Raw genomic sequence first — 20,708 nt, 5'->3', positions numbered from 1 at the left:
CCGCCAGTACGAACGGCTCGCCGCCGAACCTTCGGGCACAGTGATGTGCATCCCCCTGCACTCCTACCTCATCGGCCAGCCCCACCGCATCGGCGCCTTCGAGGAAGTACTGCGCCACATCGCCGCCGATGGCCGCGCCTGGATCACCCGCTCAGGCGACATCGCCGATGCGTGGAGAGCCGTTCAGACCACGGAGGTGGCTGCATGACCCTGGATCCCAGCTATCTCGAATATCCCAAACGTCGCCTTGGCTACGACCACGATCTCTATCCCTACAGCACGCTGTCCAGCCGCAAGCCGCTGGCATGGCCCGGTCGCAAGAGCGTCGCGACATGGATCGTAGTCAGCCTCGAATGGTTTCCGATCACGCCGAGCGACACCCCGTTCCGCGCCCCGGGTCACATGCAGACGGCCTATCCCGACTACCGCCACTACACCTCGCGCGAATATGGAACGCGGATCGGCTTCTACCGCCTGCTCGACGCTTTCGCGAAGGCCGGTGTGAAAGTCTCGGTCGCAGCCAACGGCGTGATCGCCCGGCGTTATCCATCGATCATCCGCGACGTATTGGACGCCGGACACGAGATTATCGCCCATTCCACCGACATGAACGGCACCATCGCCTCCACCCTGCCGATCGAGGACGAACGCGCCCTCATCCGTGAGAGCGTCGCCGCGCTTTCTGACGTCACCGGCACGGCTCCGCGCGGCTGGCTTTCGATCGCCCGTTCGCAGAGCTTCGCGACGCCCGACCTGCTGGTAGAAGCCGGTATCGACTACTGCTGCGACTGGGCCAACGACGAAGTGCCGTGGGCCTTCGCCAATGGCCTCGTCAACCTGCCGCTGAATCACGAGCTGTCGGACCGCCAGATCCTCAACGTGCAGCAGCATTCGGTGGACAGCTATGCCGAGCAGATCCTTGACGCCCATGACTGGCTGGTTGCCGAAGCGCAGACGCAGGGAGCCCGCCTGCTTCCCCTCCACCTAACACCCTATATCATCGGCCTACCCTACCGCATGGACGCCTTCGAGCGCCTGCTGGCAGACCTCGCCGCGCGCCCCGAAACATGGTTCGCGCGCGGATCGGACATTCTAGACAACTTCAGGAGCCAGATGTGAAAGCCTATCAACTCGGCGCGCAGGACGGCCTGTCCTCGCTCACCCCGGTAACCCGCCCCGACCCCGTGGCCGGCCCCGGAGAAGCGGTGCTCAAGGTCCGCTACGTCTCGCTCAACAACCGCGACCTGCAGATCCTGGAGGGCCGCTATGGCGCGAAAAAGCCGGAAGACCGCGTGCCCTTCTCGGAAGGGATGGGCGAAGTCGTCGCTGTGGGCGAAGGCGTGACGGGAATTGCCGTGGGCGACCGCGCGGTGCTCTCGCACTTCATCGCCTGGGCTGACGGTCCGTTCGACATGCGCTATTTCGGTACAGACGTGGGCATCACCCAGGACGGCTGGATGGCCGAATACCTGAAGGTCCCCGCCGCGGCGCTGGTCCGCGTGCCGGATAGCCTGGCCGACGAGCAGGCTGCTGCGCTGGCCGCCGCGACGCTGACGGCGTGGCATGCCGTCGTCGAGGTCGGCCAGGTCAAGGCAGGCGATCTCGTCGTCGCGCTGGGCACCGGCGGGGTCGCCATGGCGGCGCTCCAGATCGCCAAGGCCAGCGGCGCCTTCGTTGCGATCACCTCGTCGAGCGACGAAAAGCTCGAACAGGCCCGCAAGGCCGGTGCGGACTTCACGGTGAACTACGCACAGTGCCCCGACTGGGCTGCGGAACTGATGAAGCAGACCGGCGGGCGCGGCGCCGATATCGTCGTCGAGACCGGCGGCCAGCACACGCTGCCGCAGTCGATCAACGCCTGTGCGGTCAACGCCCGGATCGTCGTGATCGGGGCTGGCGCGGGAGACGGGCCGCTACCCAACTACGGCGCGATCATCGGCAAGAACCTCACCATCAAGGGCATCGCCGCCGGCAGCCGGGGCATGCTCGTGCGGCTCCTGCGCGCCATGGAGGCCAATCCCTTCGCCCCGGTGGTGGACCGGGTGTTCGGCTTCGACGAGGCGCTCGCCGCCTGCGAATACCTCAAGTCCGGCAACCATCTCGGCAAAGTGCTGATCCGGGTCTCTTGAGGCTCCAAGCGATCCCCAAAGAACGCCGGTCCGCCTGAGCGGGCCGGCGTCTTTCAGTCGGTGCCGGGGTTCTGCAGATCCATGCGGATGTTGAAGCGGTCCGAGCGGTAATGCGCATACGTGCGCAGGAACGGCTTGTCCTCGGCATCGTAGACCGTGCGGGTGATGCGCAGGATCGCGGATAGCGGCTCGACGTGGAGCCGCTCGACACAGAGTACGTCGGCCTGCATGGCGCCGATCGTCTGCTCAGCATGCTTGGCCCGGAAGCCCGCCTCGTCCAGCAGGGTGAGGATCGGGGCGCGTACCAGCGAACTCTCGTTGACGATCGCTTCCAGCTCACCCGGAACGTAACTGACGACGTACCCGATCGGCACCCCGTCGAGGCAGCGCACTCGCACGGCGCGGATCACGTCGGCGCCCACTGCGAGCTGCAATGCGCTGGCGACGGTGGCGGTCGCTTCGCGCCTTTCCACCGAGATCACGTTCACGGTAGTTCCCTGCCCGAGTGCCAGCAGCGAATCCACGGCCTGGTCGATGTTCGCTTCCAGCGGCTTCGCGGGCGACCTGAACACCACCCGCGTGCCCAGGCGACGCTTGCGCTCCACGTAGTTCTGGTCGGCAAGGTCATTCAGTACGCGACGCGCGGTGATGCGCGATACGCTGTAGATCTCGGAGACTTCGGCCTCTGTCGGCATGGCGCTGCCGTAAGGCCGCTGACCGCTGAGGATTTCGTCGCGCAGCATCAGATAGATCTGGTGATAGAGCGGCACTGCCGCATCGCGTTGGAGCACGTATTTCCCCTGAGAGGCGAATCCGGGACCGCCGCGCAGCGCACTCCGGTTCCGGCTTTCCCTGCTTTTCGGGGCCGGGCCCAGCTTAGTCAAGCTGCGGGCCCGTCCTGCCAGACGGGGTAGCGTCCCATTGCCAACAGCGAGAGCCCTCCGGCCACAAGGCAGCCCACCCCCGCCATCAGTGCCGCATCGTACCGACCCATGGTGTCGAAAGCCCAGCCATAGACCACCGGCCCCAGTCCGCCGCCAAAGGCGATCACCGTGTAGAAGCAGCCATAGATCGTTCCGTAATTGCGACGGCCGAAATAACGGGCGATCAGGTAAGCCAGCAGGTCGAACTCGAAGCCCGCGCCAAGACCCAGCGCGACGACCGACAGCACGGCATGTGAGGTATCGACCTGCGGCTGCGCCAGCATGAAGCTGCCCAGCGCCGGCATGGCCAGGATCACCAGCGCGCAGCCCGGCGCCCAGAAACGGTCGAGCAGCCAGCCACCGATCACCCGCCCGGCGATAACCGAAAGCCCGAACCCGGCAGTGATCGCGCCGATCTCGGCAAGCGCGAAGTGACGGGTTCTGAGGATGTTTTCGAGGTTGGGCGTGGGCGCGGTGAGTGCGAAGGCGATCAGCAGAAATGCGAACGTTATGATCCAGAAGCGTCTGTCGTGGAGCGCCTCGCGCAAAGTTGCGCCGCCTTCCACGATGACGGGCGCCGCGCTGCTGGCGGCCATCCGCTCTCCCCGTTCGCGGAACAGTGTCGCTACGACGGGCACGCCAATCACGATGGGCAGCGCCCCGATCACCACGAAAGCCGTGCGCCAGCCGAAGTCGCCGATGAGCCATGCGGCGAACGGCTTCACGAGGAAACCGGTGATACCCGTGCCGGTGCTGGCGACCCCGATCGCCAGGCCGCGATGCTTATCGAACCAGCCGTTGACGGTGTAAGTCCACGTCGCCGTGAGAGTGCCCGCACCCACCACCGACATCAGCATCCACTGCGCATAGTAGATCCACAGGTTCCCGTTGCTGAGCGAAAGACTCATGAACGTCAGCCCGAACAGCACCAGCGAAATCAGTGCCACCGGGCGCGGGCCGAAACGGTCCACGGCAAATCCCGCCATCGGCCCGGTCGCCATGACCACCAGCGACTGGACGGTGATCGCGCCCATCAGCGAGGCGAAGGTCCAGCCGAACGCGCCCTGAAGCTCGGGCGCGAACATGCCGACGGTATAGAACGGCAACGGACTGAGCCCCATCGCGAGCCCGATCATCGCCGCGAAGACCACGACCCAGCCGGCCCGTTCATCGCGCGGCGGCAAAGCCGATGAAGGGGATTCCATGGTGTTCAACCTCACTCTTTCTCGCCTGTCGGAGGGCATGGTTCAGGTACTGGACAAGTCATCGATCCTGACACAGTATTAGTTATAGAGCTATAACATATTGCGACAGGAAGGATGGGCCGCATGAGCACCATGACCGCCACCGGGATCAAACGCCGCTACGTGACCGCAGGGGGACGACAGGTCCATTACCGGGTCTTCGGCCTAGGCCCGGCAGTTGTCCTGCTGCACGATTCCCCCAGGTCCTCGCGCCTGCACAGCGGAACGATGAAAATGCTCGCCAGCCGGTTTCGCGTCTTCGCTTTCGACACGCCGGGCTATGGCAATTCGGACCCGCTGACGGGCCCCGAGCCCACGATCCTCGATTTCGCAAAGGCGCTCGGCGAGACGCTAGCGGTGCTGGGCCTCGAGCAGGCCCCGCTCTATGCCACCCACACCGGCGCCAAAATCGCGCTGGCGCTGGCAGCGCGCGGAGGCAGGATGCCGCTGCTGGTGCTCGACGGGCTGTCCATCCCCGACGCGCCTGCGCCGGAAAGCTTCATCTCCGCCTACATGCGCCCGTTCCAACCCGACGAAAGCGGCGCATACCTTGCGTCGGAATGGGTCCATGTGCGTGACATGCTCCGCTGGTTCCCGTGGTTCTCGCACAAAGCCGACAGCCGCATCGCCATGGACCCGCCGAACGCGGAATGGCTGGAGGATTACGGCATCGACCTGTTCAGCGCCGGGCCGCACTATTCCGACGCCTATGCTGCCGCGATGCGCTGGAGCCCGTGGGACGACCTGTTGGCCGTCAAGGTTCCAACCCTGGTCGCGGCCAGGAGCGACGACGTCCTTTATGCCTACCTTGACAAGGTGCCCACGGACCGCAACCCCATGCTCTCGGTTGAGCGCCTCGGCAGCGACCGGGGTGAATGGCTCGATTGGCTGGCAGCGGCGCTTGCCGTCACAGCCTCGGTAGCGGTACCCACCGAGTCTGCGGCGCAGGACGCCCACGCACCGCGTGGTTACGTGGACCTGCCACAAGGGCAGTTACACTGGCGCAAGGGCGGGGCCGGGAGCGGCCGCACGGTGCTGATCCTCTCTGCCCCGACCACCCTGGAAGCGCTGGACTGGGCGTGCCGGATCGGCCCGGACCGCCCCACACTGGTACCCGAACTCCCCGGATTCGGCGATTCCGATCCGCTGCCTCAGCCTTCCGCCGATGCCGTGGCCGATTGCCTTGCCGTGCTGATCGGGCGCATGGACTGCGGCCCGGTCGATGTGTTCGCAATCGACCTTGCCGCGCCGATCGGCGCCAGACTCGCGGCGCGCCACCCCGCTCTCGTCGGGACGCTGGCGATCCATGGCGCACCACCCCTCGATCCCGCTGCTGCAGCCGCCATGCGCACCGCGACCTGCCCGCAGATCAATTTCGACCCACATGCCGGCACTCACCTGCACCACGTATGGCACATGCTGCGCGACAGTCAGGTGCAATGGCCCTGGTACGGTGCCTCGCAATCCGCCGTACGCAAGACCGGGGTGCTGCCAGACTCCATGGCCATGCTCGCCGCGCTCACGGGTATCCTCAAGCAGCGCCTGCACTACGGCGACGCTGTCGTCGCCGCGCTCGGCGCATCGGACGCGGCAAGCTGGGTAGAGGTGAACGTTCCCACGCTGGTCTGCCACGGCAACGATCCCTCTCAGGCGGAGGCTGCCGAACTTGCGGCGCTCGTCCCGCAGGGCCTCACGCTGGCCCTGCCCGCCAATGGCGCACAGGCCGCATCGCTACTCGCCGCTGCCCTCGGCGAACCGCTCGCGGCGGTTTCGTGGGCCTGACAATCGGCGAGAGCGCTGTCTGGCCGCGGCGCTCCTATGCCTGGTATGTCCTCGCCCTGCTGACGCTTGCCTATGCGCTGGCCATCCTCGACCGCGTTTCGATCGCGCTGCTGATCGAACCGCTGCAGAAGTCGCTGGCCATCGACGACACCCAGTTCGGACTGCTGCAGGGCATGGCATTCAGTGTGGTCTACAGCGTCCTGGGTCTACCCTTGGGCATGTTAAGCGACCGTTCGCGCCGGGTTCCGCTGCTGCTTGGCGGGCTGACCCTGTGGAGCGTCGCGACCGTCGGCTGCTCGCTTGCCACCACGTTCCACGAGCTGTTCATCGCACGGATGATGGTGGGCGTGGGCGAGGCGGCGCTGGTGCCAGTGGCGACCTCGCTGATCGCCGATTACTTCGCGCCGGGCATCCGGCCCAAGGCCTATGGCCTGTTCGTGACCGGCAGTTCGCTCGGGACTGCGGCCGCGATGGCACTGGGCGGCGTGTTCCTTGACTGGGCGGACGACCTGATCGCCTCGCTTCCCTCGCTGTTCGGGCACATGCAGGCATGGCAGGTGGTCTTCGTGCTATGCGGCGCCCCCGGGCTGGTGCTGGCCCTGCTGTTGCTTCTGACCGTGCGCGAGCCTGCCCGGCAGGGCGGCGCACGCGAGACGGAGCCGCTCAGCCTGCGCCCGATCCTGCGCCTTTTCGCCCAGCAGCCCGGTGCATTCGCGCTGTTCATGCTGGGCTCGGTACTCAATCTCGTGTGCGTCTACGCCATCGTCGGCTGGTTCCCTGCGCTCTTCATCCGGGTCCACGGCTGGGGCGCTGCGGAGACCGGCAAGATCCTCGGCACATATGGCCTGCCAGTCTCGATCTTCGCGGCGGTGAACAGCGGCTGGGTAATCGCGTGGCTTGCCCGGCGCGGCTACAAGGATGCACCGATACTGTGCGCCATGGGCTGCGCAGCCTCGATGGCAGTGTTCGGAACACTTTCCTGCCTAGCCCCGAGCGGCAGCCTCGCACTGGCGGGCTACCTCCTGAATGCACTGTTCCTCAACTGGAATACCTCGGCGGTCTATACCGGCTTCGCGCAGATCACGCCTAATGCGCTGCGAGCGCAGGTCATGGCGCTGCAGACCATCGCCTCGGGCCTCATCGCGCTGACGGCCGGCAACTTTATCGTCGGATTCCTGTCCGACACCGTGTTCACCGGCAAGACCGGCATAGCCTGGTCGCTGGGGAGCGTCTTCTTCACCTGCGGCATCGGCGCCTTGCTCGTGCTCATGGCCGCAAGGCGCGGGTTCCGCGCAGCTGCCTCCGACCTCGCGGCTTTGGAGCCCGCCCATTGACCCCTGACCTTGCCTCGCTCTTCGTATCGCTCCGGGGCGCGCTTGGTGCGGAGAGGCTCCTCACCGATCCGGACAGCCTGCGCCTACATGGCTCGGATCTGCTGGCCGAAGGCGCCGACTGCGCGATGGTGGTGCGTCCGGCGTCTGTCGAGGCCCTGGCCGAAGCGGTCGGGCTGATCGGCCGGGCCAGCGTCGCCATGGCCCCGCGCGGCGGCGGCCTCACTTACGTCCGCGGCTATACGCCGACCGGCCGCCGCTTCGCCGCAATCGACCTGTCCCACCTCAACCGCGTGATCTCGGTCAGCGAAGAGGATATGATTGTCACCGTCGAGGCGGGTACGACATGGAAGCAGGTCCACGAGGCACTTACCCCCCTAGGCCTGCGCCTGCCGTTCTTCGGTACGTTCTCCGGCAGCCGCGCCACGGTTGGTGGCGGCCTTTCGAACGGCGCACTGTTCCTTGGTACGGCCCGCCATGTCTCCGCCGCCGAAGCGGTGGTCGGCATGGAAGTCGTGCTGGCGGACGGCTCTATTCTCCACACCGGCCAGAAGGCGGTGGCGCTTGCCCCGCGTCCCTTTATGCGCACTTTCGGCCCCGACACGACCGGGCTGTTCATCCACGATGCCGGTGCGCTGGGGATAAAGGCGCGCGTGAGCCTGCGGCTGATCCGCGCGCCCCTGCATAGCGGTTTCCTGTCGTTCGGTTTCGAGCGTCAGTCCGACGGCATCGCCGCTCTTTGCGAGATCGCCCGCAGCGACCTTGCGGAGGACGCCTACCTGATGGACCCCGACAAGACCCGCACTGCCTTATCCGGCCCCACCGACCTTGTCCGCGACGCGCGCTTGCTCGCCAAGGTGGTCCGGCAGGAACGCGGGCTGTTCAAGGGGCTTAAGGCGGGCGCGAAGCTGGCGCTGGCTGGCCGCTCTTTCATCGACACGGGCTGTCATTCGCTGCACCTTGTCCTCGCCGGACGCAGTGGGGCGGCCGTCGAAGCGGACATGGCCGCAGCGCGCGCGATCGCCGCGCGCTTCGTTGGCCGGGAGTTGGCGGATTCGATCCCCCGCGCGGGACGGGCAGACCTGTTCGTGCCGGTGGACGGCATGATCCTCGGTCCCGACGCCGACCGATGGATCGCGCTCAACGCCAAAGTACCCCACAGCGAAGCGATGCGGCTGGCCAATGCGGTGGAGGCGTTGCTCGCACGGCGCAAGCCCGCACTCGACGCCGCGGGCATCACCGTCTCGCGGCTGCTGACGGTTATGGGCACCCATGCTTTCAGCTACGAGCCCGTGCTCAACTGGCGTGATTCCTGGCTGCCGCTGCACCGTGATATTCTCGGCCCGGTGCCCCGCTTCGCTGAACCTGACGACGCGCCGGATGCCCGCGCCTTGGTGATGACCGTGCGGGAGGAGCTGATCGCGCTTTTCGCGCAGCTCGGCGCCGCGTCCAATCAGATCGGGCGGACATATCCCTATGCATCCGTGCTGCGTCCGGAAGCGCGCGGACTGCTCGAGGCGCTCAAGCGCGCTGTCGATCCGCAGGGCGTGATGAACCCCGGAGCATTGGAACTCTGAGCCGGGGAGTGCATCCCCGGCTCTGTCGTAACCCGCTTAGCGGCTCAGTTCGACCAGCTCGTACCAGGTCTGCATGTAACCGCCGACCCCGCCCTGCACAAAGATCGCGTCGTCATCCGCCGTCACCCACATCTCGTAAGGTGGGTGGGAATGGCCGTCGATCGAAATCATGCCGCCTGCATCATCGGTGAACTGGTACTTGTAGCAATCGAAAGTACCTGCCGCGACGGTAACGGTCTCTTCGCCCACGTAGCCCAGGTCGATGTTCGATTCCGCGATCAGCGGCGGGGTCGCGCCGCGGTGATCCGGAGATGGCAGGAAGCACCGGAAGTTGCGCTTGTGGACACCCAGCGAGCGGTCGATCTTCTTGGTGATGTACGCATCGCCCGAGATCGGGTGCGTGCCGAAGCCATCGAAATCACCGCCGATCGGCATCGTCTGCGAAATGCGGCCGATCGACGGCCCGTAGCTTTCGCATTCCACGGTGTCCTTGCCGATGATGAACAGGCCGGAACCCATGAATTTGTCACCGATCGTCAGGCGCACGAAGCAGTCCATCGGGCGGTCGTTCTCATCCAGGCTATAGACCACGTCGCGGTGGACGGTCGGAGCCGGTTCGTCGATCTCGCAGCGCGCGCGAAGGCTGCGCTTGCCATCGGTGTGGTGGGTGAAAGTGAACCATTCGCGCCCGCGCTCCTGGCCTTCACGGCCCGGCTTGCGCGAGGTATAGAGAATTTTTCCGCTGATCGTGCGATGCTGCTGCATGGTTTCTCCGTTAGGTCAGAGCCCGTCAGGTCAGACGGGCGTGGCGATGCCGAGGAAGCTGGCACCCAGGACCAGCACCCAGATGCTGATGACGCTGATGCGCGCGCGGCCGTTGACGGCGGCGATGACGCGGTCGGTCTCGGGCGTCGGGCCGGTCTCGCGCATCTGGATGATGGCGGGGAACAGCGGGATCAGCTGGCGGCGCACGATGAGGCCCAGGGTGATGCAGATGGCCAACGCCAGCATCTTGAGCGTGATGAAGAGCGGCACCGCGATTTCGCCGGAAAGGCCCAACATCACGGCCGCGACCAATCCGGCCAGGACAACGTAGCGTACGAGAATGTCGAAGCGCTTGTACCCCTGGCCCTGCGGTCCGTGCTTCAGGTGCACGGCCCAGGCCAACGCCAGCCATGCGAGCCCGAGTACGCCGACGATCATCGCATAGGACGCCGGGACGTCGAGCCAGCCCTTGGCGACGGCAAGCCCGAAGCCGGTGGGAAAAGCGAGGATTAGCATGGTGCGCGGCGCCATGTCGATGTTGTTGAGGATTGTGAGCGCCATCATCCGCTCGGGAACCGAACGCTTGGGATCAACCATGAAACGCGACCCGTAAAAGGCGCCGAGGTCCCCGCCCAGCCAGTAGACAGGCACGAGGACGTGAAGCAGCGTGAGCAGCGAAAGGCCGATATCCATGGCTTAGTTGGTTCCTGCGAAGAATGCGGCCATCGCGTCGTGGCGGAAGGCTCGGAAGTCGGGTGCATCGAAGCGCGGCAGTTCGAGGAAGCGGCCGTCCGCCAGCAGCGGTGCAAGGCACACGCTGGCGTCGTAAAGCGGATCGTTCTCGGCCGCCGTCACCAGCGTCGGACATTTGATAAGCCGCAGGCGCTTGTCTGCCGGCCACTTGAAGGCGGCGCGGTAATTGAGGTGATAGGTCGTGCTCGCCTTCATCACTTCGGTGACCCAGGCGTGCAGATCTTCGGGGCTACCGAGTCCGCCATCTCGGCGACCTTCCCGGGTGCGCCGATACCAGGGGAAGAACAGGTACTGGTCGCGGCAATACTGGAACAGCCGCGCAAGGTAGGCGCCGTCGAGGTCTGGCTCGAAGGGGAAGGCATAGGTGGCGAGGATTTCCTCGAGTTCCGCCCCTTCCATCAGGCTCACGCCGTCAAGCACCAGATGGCTCACCCGCTCCGGCGCCATGATCGCAAGTTCCGCCGCGATCGCAGCGCCGGTATGCGAGCCGTAGACGCGCACTTGCTCAAGGCCGATCGCGTCGAGATATTCCAGCATGACAGCCGCCAATGCGGTAATCTCGGGTTCTTCGGGGCCAAGTGCTTCGCTGTCGCCGTTACCCGGCGTGTCCGGCGCGAAGACCATGGCCTCGCCCGCAAAATCCTCGATCAGGCGGACCTGCTGGCGCGAACTGCCGGGAGAGGCGTGGAGGATCAGCAGCGGCTGCCCCTTCTCGCCCGCGCTGCGGTAATGGACCTGCCGCTGTGCGAGATCGGCGAAACCGCGCCGGATACGGACCTGCGTGTTCATCGTCACAGCTTCCCGCCTTCGATCACTTCGAGCAGCGCCCCTTCCGGGGTCAGGAGCAACCCGGTCCGGCGGCTACCATAAAGTCGGCCTTCGCGAACGACCGGCGGCGAGGCCCAATGGCCTTCAAGCCGCGCAAAATCGGGATGTAGCATCGTGGTGATCGCCACGCCCGGTGGCAAAGCTCCCGGATGGGCCGGACGTTCTCCCGCACCTTCGGGATACTGGTCGAGTTCGAGGAAGACCTGTCCGTCACCCTTGGCAGTGACGAGCTCGGTCTTCGCATCCTCGTCGAGACCGAAGCTGAGCGTAATCATCGAATATCGGATCGCGACCGGATCGATCACCGGCAGCCCCAGCACGTCCTTCACCCACTGCGCCGACTTGCGCAGGTCCGGGCAAGCCAGCACCATGATGAAGGGCCGGTCGACCAGCGAACGGGGTTGCGGCAAGCCCGTGCCTGGTCCCGGCTGAAGGATTTCGGTGAGATAGACCGTCTCCAGATCATCGCCGCGAACCTGCATGGGCTTGACCGTTGCGAACCCGTCAAGCTCCTTGGGCGGGCCGATCACCTCGAAGGGGCTTTCGAGCATCTTCGCGTTGACGGCCTCGACATCAGACACGCACAGCTCGATCGCCGCCCAGCCGTAGCTGCGGATCGGCAGGTAATCCGGCACTGGATCGCCCTCTACGAAACGCAGAAAGACCTCATCGCCTGAAGCTGGCTGCAGGACGGCATAGGATCTGCCGGCACTGGCCGGGGCCTGCCACGAGGCGGCGAGGTCCTGCGGCACACGGCCTTCCTCGACGAGGCGATAGCCCATCCAGGTTTCATAGCGATCGATCGTCGCCGGAACGTCCGCGACGACATGGGTGGCGCACTTGAGTAAGGTCATCTCGGCTCCCTGCCCGGCTGTCGATTCATTTGATATACTTCTATATCATATGGCAAGAAGAAATGGTGCACCCGTGGCGCGCGACTGTCCGTCCTGCGGCAGCGCTATCCGTCAAGCGGACAGATTTTTGCCCTTTCAGCCAATGACGCCGCTGGCTCGAAGCATCGCAATGGCGTCCAGCGATTTCGGTAGTCGGCCCACCGCATCCGCCAAGGCTTCGTCCCGGTCGTCCAGAGCCGCGAAGGCCAGGCATCCCCGCGCCTTGGCGAGATGCTCCGCCTCGCTGAGCGGCCATTCGGGCGATCCGAACTGCGCCGTGACATCCTCCACCAATTCGCGCCCGTCCGCTGTGCGCACCCGTGTTTGGGCAGGGACGAAGGCTGCGAGGTCGGGATTGCCATCGGCGACGACGCGGATTCGCGCAGCAAGGCCCAGCACTTCAGGATCATCCAACCTCCCACGCTGAAAATCGCCGAGAGACACGGTGCCGCGCAGCAGCGTCACCGCCGCCAGGAACGGCAGACAGAGCCGCGCGTAGCCGGGTTCCATTCCCGACTTTGCTGGCCGCCCCACCAGTCGGTGTATCAACGGCGGCGCATGATACTCGAGGCTTTCCATCGTATCGGCAGTGAGCCCGTGCTGCGCCATCAACCGCTGCACCGAAACGATGCCGCCATGCCCAGCCCGCCCTGTGGGGAAAGGCTTCCAGCTCACTTCGGTGATCCGGTGCCCCTGCTCGAGTCGAGCCATCGCAGCAGCCAGTTCCTCACGCTTTTCCATCAGTGCATAGTAACCGAACGGTCCATCCAGCGGATGGACTACGCCCGGCATCCCGGCCCGCGCCAGGTCGATCGCATCGAGACTGCTACGGGCAGCATGAGCTACCTGTACAGGTAGCGCTGGCTTGCCCTCCAGATGGGCCTGCATGGTCCCCGAAGCGAAAGCCATGGCATGGCCGAATGCATCGAGCGCCATGGTGCGCGGCATGGCCCGCATGCTCGCGATGGCCGCCACGCAACCGAAAATGCCCGCAGTCGCTGGGCGGAAGAACATCAGGGCGTCCGGCGCGGCAATGCCCAGCGTCACCGCAACGTCGACGCCCGCGACCAACGCCGTCAGGAACTGCTCTCCGCTGACCGGGCCGCCTCGTTCGGCTTCCGCCAGCAGCGCCGCCAGAACCGTCGCCATCGGGTGCAGCACGGCTGGTTCATGGACGCAGTCGTATTCCTGCCCGTGAATCTGGAAGGCATTGACGAAAGCGGCCGAAGGTGCGGGAAGTCGAACGCCGGGGCGGCCCAGTACACCGGCCGTCTCGCCCTTTCCCCACCCCCGCACCATGGCCAGCACGCCGTCGGCATGAGCCGCATTTCGCCCCGCCACGCCGACCGCCAAGCTGTCATGCAGGAAGGTCAACGCCTTGCTCCGCGCCGCTTCGGGAATGGCGTCCCAGCGTAGTGCCAATGCGTGATCGATCAGCACATGAGCGGGATTACTTACCTTGCCCTCACCCATCTCAGTGCGGCTCCTCGCCCCCGGAAACGTTCATGCTCTCACCGGTGATGTAGATAGCCTCGTCCGAGCACAGGAAGGCCACGGCGCTGGCGGTGTCCTGCGGCAGGCCCGGGCGGCCCATGGGAATGCGCCCGGCCATGCGCGTCAGGTATTCCTCGACGGAAATCCCCTGCAGTTCGGCGAAGTGCTCGTTCTGCCACTTGCCCAGACCCGTGGTGACGTGATTGGGGCAAACGTTGTTCACTGTGATCCCTTCCGCCCCAAGCTCGATCGAAGCCGAACGCACCAGGCCGACGAGGCCGTGCTTCGATGCCGTATAGGCCTGCGCATGGGGGAAACCGGACTTGGCGGCCTGGCTTGCTATGTTGACGATGCGCCCGCCTCGCCCCTGCTCGATCATCCGTTCGGCGGCGGCCTGAAGGCCGAACCATGCTCCGGTCAGGTTCACGTCGATCACCGCCCGCCAGTCGTCCGCCGAAACCTCGCGCAGCGGCTTCATGATATAGCCGATACCCGCGTTGTTCACCCAGATATCTAGCGAGCCGTGCTCCGCGATTGCATGATCGGCCAGCGCCGCCACTTGCACCGGATCGCGCACGTCGCAGGGGAATGTGGAAGCATCCGTCGGCAGCGAGGCGGCTATGTCGTGCATTTCCGAAGTGCCACCGATCATGGCATCTGGCGTTGCCGCATCGCGTGAGCCGCCTATGTCGGAGATCACGATTTTCGCGCCTTCCTCCGACAACCGGCGGGCGATCGCCTCGCCCAGTCCGCCCTTGCGGCCCGACCCCGTGACAACCGCGACCTTACCCGCGAACCTCATGCCTCGAGTTCCTCGGTGGTGAGGAACGTAACTTCGACCATGCCCTGGAACGCTGCCGCCACTTCCTGCATCGCAGCGGCGGAAACGTCGGCCCCGAACTGCTCCATGTCCTTGACGTCCAGCACTTCGATATAGCCGAACGGCGGCGGCGCATCGCTGCCGAGCACCCCGGTAGTGCGGAACACACGGAAACTCGCGATCGAGGGCAGCGCGTTGACGGTCGGCAGGTCCGACTCCTTCGCCCAGGCTTCATAGGCTTCCACCGAGACACCCGGCTTCAGGTTGAACAACGCGAAAATCAGCATTTCGTAGGTCCTTCCTTTTCGCCTGCCGGACAATGCCGCCACGCGCACTTGCTTCCGCCCGTCAGGCCATATATCATAATACTATAACAAATGAGGTAGGCCGTGAAGACGTCTCAGACACCCCATTCCACCGCCCCTGCCGCCAACGATCCTAATGCGGCCTACGACGGCCCGCCGGATTATCGGGTCATTGGTCGCCACGCGGTTTTCCCCGAGACCAGTCATGACGAGATCGAGCGGATCAACTTTCTTGCTCAGATGAACCGGCACCTCGCTGCCCGCGTCGTTCCAGGCGTAAAGTCCGCATACGAAAGCCGCGTCGCGCCCGGATTCGCCGCGCAGAACGGCCACCCGCTCTCCAATCGTCACGAAGCGCGCAAGGCCATGCTTGAGGACCCCGCGTTCCAGACCTGGTCTGCGCTGCGCCGCATGACGATGGAGCAGCGCCAGCAGGCCGGGCGCTGGACGGCACTGCGGCAAAGCGAACGACTAGCCCGGATCGCCGCCGACCTCACCGATGGCGATGAGCGACTGAGCCTCGATCCGACGCTGGCGATTCCGCGCTATGTCTCTGCGGTGGATCATCATTGCATGCCGGGCAGCTACCACACCGAGTATTTCCCAGGAGACGTCACCAACGGCGCCAATTACGACCACGCCGGGTTCGTCACCACCGGCGGGCTCCTTGGCAAATATTCGGACGGCGGCGGCCATGCCGTGGTCAACTGGGTGAAACGCAACCTGCCCGAGTTCAAGCCACTGAAAATTCTGGAGATCGGCGGAACGGTGGGTCATTCGAGCCTGCCGCTGGCACAGGCTTTCCCCGATGCGGAACTGACCATCGCCGACCTTGGGGCGCCGGTGCTGCGCTATGGGCTGGCCCGCGCCAAGTCACTGGGCGTGGAGAATGTGCACTTCGTGCAGGCGAGCGGCGAGGATCTTTCGGTCTTCGAGGACCAGAGCTTCGACTGGATCCAGACCACCATGTTCCTGCATGAGCTTTCGACCAAGGCTCTGCGCAACATCTTCGCCCAGACCCGCCGTCTCCTGCGCCCCGGTGGCGTCGTGCTCCATGTCGAGCAGCCGCAATATGCGCCGGAAATGCCGCTGTTCGAGCAGGCCATGCGCGACTGGGACGCCTTCTACAACAACGAGCCGTTCTGGAGCCGCATGCACGAGATGGACCTCGACGCCGAGATGGTTGCCGCCGGTTTCGCGCCCGACAGCCTGATCCACGGCGGCGTGTTCGGCGTAGTCGACCGCGATCTGTTCCCCGACGCGGCGGAGGACGAAACAGAGGATTACGGCCGCAAGGCCGCCTGGCACGTGATCGGAGCTGTGGCATGAGCTTTACCGACGCCCTGAACCTTGCCGGTGCCAAACCCGCGGGAAAGCGCCCCTATTTCCTCGATTCACAAGTCGAGCGCGTACTCGCGATCACGATGGCGGTGGCGCAGGAACTGGCGGTAACCCGCCAGCGCGCCGACACACTGGAACGTCTCCTGCTTGAAAAGGGCGTGCTTTCCGCCGGCGAGATCGACTCTTTCACGCCCGATCGTGCCGCTTCGGCGGAGCGGCAGATGTGGAACCAGGAATATATCGCCCGCATCCTGCGCATCGTTCAGCAGGAGAATGAGGCCGCGATGCAGGACGGGGACATCGCCTCGGGCGACGTGGGTGACGAACTGGCCCGCGAGCAATGAGCCCAGGGTTTGAATTCACTGTGCCCGTCCTGGTGGTCGGAGGCGGCGCCTGCGGCTGCATCGCCGCGCTTTCGGCACGCGAGGCAGGGGGCGAAGTGCTGCTGGTGGAGCAGGACGAGAGGCCGATGGGTTCCACCGGCATGTCGCAGGGCCTGATCTGCGCAGCGGGTACGAAATCACAGGCGGAGCATGGCATCCAGGACGATGCAGAGCGATACTATGCTGATATCATGGCTAAAACTCTCGGCCTGACCGACCCTGTCCTGGCTCGCACGATCGCGGATCATGCCGGGCCGACCGTGGACTGGATGGTCGAAGCGCTGGACATGCCATGGCAGCTCGATACCGGGTTCCGGCCGGCCTATGGCAATAGCGCCTACAGGGTCCACGGCTGGCGCGGGCACAGCGGGCAGGACATGGTCGACCTGCTCCACCGCAGGCTCGACGATGCCGGCATCGACGTCGTCCTGGGCGCGCGGCTGTCCGAGGTTCATGCCGATGAAGAGGGCCGGATTCTAGGCGTTTCGCTCTCCCGGCCGGACGGTTCGGTGGAGCACGTCGGCTGCGGCGCGCTGGTGCTGGCGTGCGGGGGGTTTGCAGCCGATCATGCGATGGTCGCCCGCTACATGCCCGAGATGGCGCATGCCCGGAACAATGGCCATGAGGGCAGCCGGGGCACTGCAGTACATGTGGGCGAGCAACTGGGCGCGCAGCTGGGCGACATGGGAGCCTACCAGGGCTACGCCATGCTCACGGAACCGCAGGGAATACCCGTTCCTCCGGGGGTTCCGGTGGAAGGCGGCGTGCTGGTCAACATGGCGGGCGAGCGTTTCGTCGACGAGACCGCCGACATCGCGGGAATGGTCCATCCGGTGTTGGCGCAGGAGGGGGAACACGTCTGGGTGGTGTTCGACGACCGGATCGAGGCGGCGGCCGACTACATCCCAGAAATGCAGCAACTGAAGGCGCTCAATGCGTTGAAAAAGGCCGATTCCGTTCCCGAATTGGCCGAGATGATCGGGGTTCCGGCGAACACGCTCCAGGCAGCGCTAGACGCGACACGATCCGCACATAGCAGTCGCATGGCCGATCCTACGGGCCGCATATGGGGCGACGATCTTCCCCCTGCTGCTCCATACCGCGCGCTCAAGGTCGTCGGCGCGATTTTCCACACCCAGGGCGGCCTGCAGATCGACGGCGAGGCCCGCGTGGTCCGTCCCGACGGCACCCCGCTGCCCAACCTGTTCGCCGGCGGCGGCGCTGCGCGTTCTGTCTCTGGGCCGGCCCACTGGGGCTACCTGCCCGCCATGGGCCTTGCCACCGCCGTGACCTTCGGCCGGCTTGCGGGCCGGGCCGCCGCGCGCATCGCCAGACCATCTGCCCAGGCAGAATTGTCCGATAGGTGATCAAGTTTATCCGACTGACGGGCAAGCTTCGGCCAGCGCGTCAATTGATCTAATCAGAAGCCATATTTGGCTTCCATCGTTCGGGACCGAGACCATGTCCGCCAGCCAGACCCTTTCCAAAGTCGCCTCCTGTCCTGCCGAGCTTCGTAGTGCTCTGGAAGCCATCGTCGGGCCCGACAACGTCAGCGGCGACGAGGCCCGCCTGCGCCTGTTCAGCGAGGACGTCTGGACCCGAGCCGATCATGTGGCGATGCTGGCGGTCGCTCCCGCCACCACCACCGAGCTTGCTGCCGTCATCAAGGCCGCCAATGAGGCCGGCGTGGCCATCGCCCCGCGCGGTGCAGGCATGAGCTATACCGAAAGCTACCTGCCCGTCACCGACGATACGGTGACCATCGACACCACCCGAATGAACAAGGTGCTGAAGGTCAGCCCCGAGGACATGACCGTGACGGTCCAGTGCGGCTGCACCTGGCTGGCACTCAACGAAGCGCTCAGGCCGCACGGGCTGCGCACGCCGTTTTGGGGGCCGATGTCGGGCATCTATTCGACCATCGGCGGCGGGCTTTCGCAGCTCAACGCCATGTTCGGCGCGGGCCACTACGGCACGTCCAGCGAAAGCATGATCGCCGTGACCATGGTGCTGGCGGACGGGCGCACCTTGCGCACTGGCGCACGCGGCCCGGACGGCGAGACGCCGCATTACCGCCATTTCGGCCCCGACCTTGCAGGCCTGTTCTGCGGCGATTCGGGTACGCTGGGCATCAAGGCCGAAGTGACCTTCCGCCTGATCCGCACGCCCCAGTTCGAGGACTCGGTGTCCTTCACATTCCCGGACGGCAAGATCATGATCGAGGCTCTGGCCGAGATGACCCGCGCGGGCATCGCTTCGGAAACCTGCGGTTTCGACCCCGGCCTCACCAAGGTCCGCATGCGCCGGATGTCGCTGGCGAGCGACTTGAAGACGCTAGGCAAGGTGGTCGCCAAGGAAAAATCGCTCGGCAAGGGTCTGATGGCGGCGGCCAGGATCGCCATGGGCGGGCGCGACTTCATTCCCGAGGACGACTATCCGCTCCACATCACCGCAGAAGGGCGCTGCAAGGAATCCGTCGCCGCCGACCTTGCCACCGCGCGCGAGATCGCGAGGCGCTTGGGCGGCACCGAGATCGAGAATTCCATCGCCAAGGTCATCCGGGCGATGCCCTTCCCCGCGCCGAATTCGATCCTCGGTCCCGAGGGGGAAAGCTGGGTGCCGGTACACGGACAGGCCTCGCTTTCCACCGCGCCCGCCATGTTCGCCGAAATCCGCGCTTACTTCGATTCGATGAAGGACCGCTTCGATGCACTGGGCATCCACAACGGCTTCCTGTTTTCTTCGCTGTCCACCAACGCCATCGTCATCGAGCCGGTGTTCTTCTGGCCCGAGGGCTACCGGCCCGTGCACGAATCCATGGTCGAGCCGGAGCATTTGAAGCGCCTCAAGCAGCTTGGCCCCGCGCCGGAAGCCACCGCCACGGTCGCCGAGGCGCGCGAGCATGTGAAGGCGATCTGCAAGAAGTACGGCGCCGCCCACTTCCAGATCGGCCGCGCCTATCCCTATCGCGAGACGCGCGATCCGGCCTTCCTCGAGGTCCTGGATGCGGTGAAGAACGTGATGGATCCCAAGGGCCTGTTCAATCCGGGCGGCCTCGGCTTCCCGCAGGGGAAGATCGCGCAATGAACGCGAATGAAACCTACCGCGCCATTCGCCTCGAACGCATCGCCCCTTCATTCCGCGAGGGCAGCGAGATCGTGGAACTCCCGCTGGGCCAACCCGGCCCCGGCGAAATCCGCGTGCGCAACCTGCACTGCGGCGTCAACGGCATCTTCGACACCCAGATCGCCCGCAATGCGGTGGACTACGTTAAGATCGCCCTGCCCACCTTCACCGGCGTTGAGGCGATCGGCACGGTCGAGGCGGTGGGCGAAGGCGTGACCGATTTCGCGCCCGGCGATGCGGCGGTTACCGTGCGCTTCACCGGCGGCTACCGCGAGGCCAATCTTGGCCCCGCCGCCCAGTTCGCGAAGGCTCCCGCCGCCACACGTGAATATCTGGCACTGGCGTCCACCGGGGTTTCCGCAATGGTTGCGCTGGAACGCATCGGCGAGCTGAAGCAGGGCGAAACCGTTGCCATCTCCGCGGCGGCGGGCGGGCTTGGTCACTTGCTGGTGCAGTTGGCCGTGCTCAAGGGCGCGCGGGTGATCGGCGTGGCGGGCGGCGCCGTGAAATGTGCGTTCGTGGCCTCGCTCGGCGCCGAGCGGGTCATCGACTATAGGTCCGAGGACGTGGATGCAGTGCTCGCCGCCGAATATCCTGGCGGGCTCGACGTGGCCGTGGATACGGTGAGCGGCGCCATCTTCGACGCCTTTCTCGCCCATCTCGCCAACCACGGTCGCCTCGTGGTCGGCGGCGCGGCCTCGGACCTGGAAGGCCGGCCCGAGGTCGTCACCGGCCCGCGCATCGCCCACGCCATCTACTACAAAGGCGCATCGGTGCGCGGCTTCATGAACGGGCTGCTGACGCCGCACTGGGCCGAGGCGCGCGAGCGGCTTTTCGCGCTTTACGCGCAAGGCAAGCTCAAGGTGCATTTCGATGACGAGGCCCATTCGGGCATCGCAGGCGTGTTCGGTGCGGTGGAACGCCTGCTCTCGGGCCGTTCGATGGGCAAGGTCGTGGTCGATCTCGCCCCCCAGAAGGACATGTAAGCTGGCGAAAAGCCCGCTGCGACGACAG

19 protein-coding genes and 1 pseudogene are annotated in these 20,708 nt (G+C 65.5%); 11 read left to right on the top strand and 9 right to left on the bottom strand.

Translation table 11 applies throughout. The features are described 5' to 3' along the window. The 3 genes and pseudogenes from PMI02_RS04215 to PMI02_RS04205 all read left to right on the top strand — a co-directional run. Positions 1 to 208: pseudogene (locus PMI02_RS04215) on the top strand (polysaccharide deacetylase); the annotation flags it as partial. After that, entirely contained in the window at positions 205 to 1,119 is a 915-nt protein-coding gene (locus PMI02_RS04210; RefSeq protein WP_007679192.1) for a polysaccharide deacetylase family protein, read from the top strand. The pseudogene PMI02_RS04215 and the gene PMI02_RS04210, both read left to right, overlap by 4 nt. Further along, positions 1,116 to 2,129: an NAD(P)-dependent alcohol dehydrogenase gene (locus PMI02_RS04205; protein ID WP_007679191.1), complete on the top strand. Its 1,014-nt coding sequence runs from the start codon at positions 1,116 to 1,118 to the stop codon at positions 2,127 to 2,129. Before PMI02_RS04210 ends, PMI02_RS04205 begins: the two co-directional genes overlap by 4 nt. Before the next feature lie 53 nt (positions 2,130 to 2,182). Here the strand turns inward: PMI02_RS04205 and PMI02_RS04200 are convergent, their stop codons facing one another. Next, a complete protein-coding gene (locus PMI02_RS04200) occupies positions 2,183 to 2,920 on the bottom strand; it encodes a GntR family transcriptional regulator (RefSeq protein ID WP_238538981.1) in 738 nt (245 codons plus the stop codon). 89 nt (positions 2,921 to 3,009) lie between these two features. Then, positions 3,010 to 4,257: an MFS transporter gene (locus PMI02_RS04195; RefSeq protein ID WP_007679187.1), complete on the bottom strand. Its 1,248-nt coding sequence runs from the start codon at positions 4,255 to 4,257 to the stop codon at positions 3,010 to 3,012. A gap of 123 nt (positions 4,258 to 4,380) precedes the next feature. On the opposite strand from PMI02_RS04195, the gene PMI02_RS27865 reads away from it, so the two are divergent. Genes PMI02_RS27865 through PMI02_RS04180 form a run of 3 tightly spaced genes read left to right on the top strand, consistent with a single transcriptional unit; the run spans position 4,381 to position 8,986 of the window. After that, positions 4,381 to 6,078, top strand: coding sequence for an alpha/beta fold hydrolase (locus tag PMI02_RS27865; RefSeq protein WP_007679184.1), 1,698 nt, complete (start codon positions 4,381 to 4,383; stop codon positions 6,076 to 6,078). Then, complete coding sequence (locus tag PMI02_RS04185) at positions 6,069 to 7,412, top strand: MFS transporter (protein ID WP_007679181.1); 1,344 nt, start codon at positions 6,069 to 6,071, stop codon at positions 7,410 to 7,412. The genes PMI02_RS27865 and PMI02_RS04185 overlap by 10 nt, the downstream gene beginning before the upstream one ends. After that, entirely contained in the window at positions 7,409 to 8,986 is a 1,578-nt protein-coding gene (locus PMI02_RS04180; protein ID WP_007679178.1) for an FAD-binding oxidoreductase, read from the top strand. The genes PMI02_RS04185 and PMI02_RS04180 overlap by 4 nt, the downstream gene beginning before the upstream one ends. 36 nt (positions 8,987 to 9,022) lie before the next feature. On the opposite strand, the gene PMI02_RS04175 is transcribed toward PMI02_RS04180, so the two are convergent. The 7 genes from PMI02_RS04175 to PMI02_RS04145 form a co-directional block, all read right to left on the bottom strand. Then, positions 9,023 to 9,751, bottom strand: a complete 729-nt coding sequence (locus tag PMI02_RS04175) for a hypothetical protein (protein ID WP_007679176.1) — start codon at positions 9,749 to 9,751, stop codon at positions 9,023 to 9,025. A 30-nt stretch (positions 9,752 to 9,781) separates the two neighbouring features. Next, the gene (locus tag PMI02_RS04170) at positions 9,782 to 10,444 is read right to left on the bottom strand and encodes a hypothetical protein (RefSeq protein WP_007679171.1); all 663 of its coding nucleotides are present in this window, start codon (positions 10,442 to 10,444) and stop codon (positions 9,782 to 9,784) included. Between the two features lie 3 nt (positions 10,445 to 10,447). Then, positions 10,448 to 11,293 carry an alpha/beta fold hydrolase gene (locus PMI02_RS04165; RefSeq protein WP_007679170.1) on the bottom strand — a complete coding sequence of 282 codons (846 nt, stop codon included), beginning with the start codon at positions 11,291 to 11,293 and terminating at the stop codon, positions 10,448 to 10,450. 2 nt (positions 11,294 to 11,295) lie between these two features. Further along, positions 11,296 to 12,186: a hypothetical protein gene (locus PMI02_RS04160; protein WP_007679168.1), complete on the bottom strand. Its 891-nt coding sequence runs from the start codon at positions 12,184 to 12,186 to the stop codon at positions 11,296 to 11,298. Between the two features lie 135 nt (positions 12,187 to 12,321). Continuing rightward, entirely contained in the window at positions 12,322 to 13,698 is a 1,377-nt protein-coding gene (locus PMI02_RS04155; RefSeq protein ID WP_007679167.1) for an MmgE/PrpD family protein, read from the bottom strand. 1 nt (position 13,699) lies between these two features. Then, the gene (locus PMI02_RS04150; protein ID WP_007679166.1) at positions 13,700 to 14,521 is read right to left on the bottom strand and encodes an SDR family NAD(P)-dependent oxidoreductase; all 822 of its coding nucleotides are present in this window, start codon (positions 14,519 to 14,521) and stop codon (positions 13,700 to 13,702) included. Continuing rightward, positions 14,518 to 14,826 (bottom strand): REDY-like protein HapK, encoded by a 309-nt coding sequence (locus PMI02_RS04145; RefSeq protein WP_007679165.1) that lies wholly within the window; start codon positions 14,824 to 14,826, stop codon positions 14,518 to 14,520. The genes PMI02_RS04150 and PMI02_RS04145 overlap by 4 nt, the downstream gene beginning before the upstream one ends. Positions 14,827 to 14,928: 102 nt before the next feature. On the opposite strand from PMI02_RS04145, the gene PMI02_RS04140 reads away from it, so the two are divergent. From PMI02_RS04140 to PMI02_RS04120, 5 genes are all read left to right on the top strand, one after another. After that, a complete protein-coding gene (locus tag PMI02_RS04140; protein WP_007679163.1) occupies positions 14,929 to 16,173 on the top strand; it encodes a class I SAM-dependent methyltransferase in 1,245 nt (414 codons plus the stop codon). Beyond that, positions 16,170 to 16,529: a hypothetical protein gene (locus PMI02_RS04135; RefSeq protein WP_007679161.1), complete on the top strand. Its 360-nt coding sequence runs from the start codon at positions 16,170 to 16,172 to the stop codon at positions 16,527 to 16,529. The genes PMI02_RS04140 and PMI02_RS04135 overlap by 4 nt, the downstream gene beginning before the upstream one ends. After that, the gene (locus PMI02_RS04130; protein WP_007679151.1) at positions 16,526 to 17,935 is read left to right on the top strand and encodes an FAD-dependent oxidoreductase; all 1,410 of its coding nucleotides are present in this window, start codon (positions 16,526 to 16,528) and stop codon (positions 17,933 to 17,935) included. The genes PMI02_RS04135 and PMI02_RS04130 overlap by 4 nt, the downstream gene beginning before the upstream one ends. A gap of 94 nt (positions 17,936 to 18,029) precedes the next feature. Further along, positions 18,030 to 19,655 (top strand): FAD-binding oxidoreductase, encoded by a 1,626-nt coding sequence (locus tag PMI02_RS04125; RefSeq protein WP_007679147.1) that lies wholly within the window; start codon positions 18,030 to 18,032, stop codon positions 19,653 to 19,655. Further along, positions 19,652 to 20,680: a zinc-binding dehydrogenase gene (locus PMI02_RS04120; RefSeq protein WP_007679144.1), complete on the top strand. Its 1,029-nt coding sequence runs from the start codon at positions 19,652 to 19,654 to the stop codon at positions 20,678 to 20,680. The genes PMI02_RS04125 and PMI02_RS04120 overlap by 4 nt, the downstream gene beginning before the upstream one ends. The last annotated feature ends 28 nt before the right edge of the window (positions 20,681 to 20,708 follow it).

The sequence above is a fragment of the Novosphingobium sp. AP12 genome, from assembly GCF_000281975.1.
Taxonomy (GTDB): Bacteria; Pseudomonadota; Alphaproteobacteria; order Sphingomonadales; family Sphingomonadaceae; genus Novosphingobium.
Note: the sequence above shows the minus strand (reverse complement) of the source record. Positions and strands in the feature narration are given on the sequence as shown.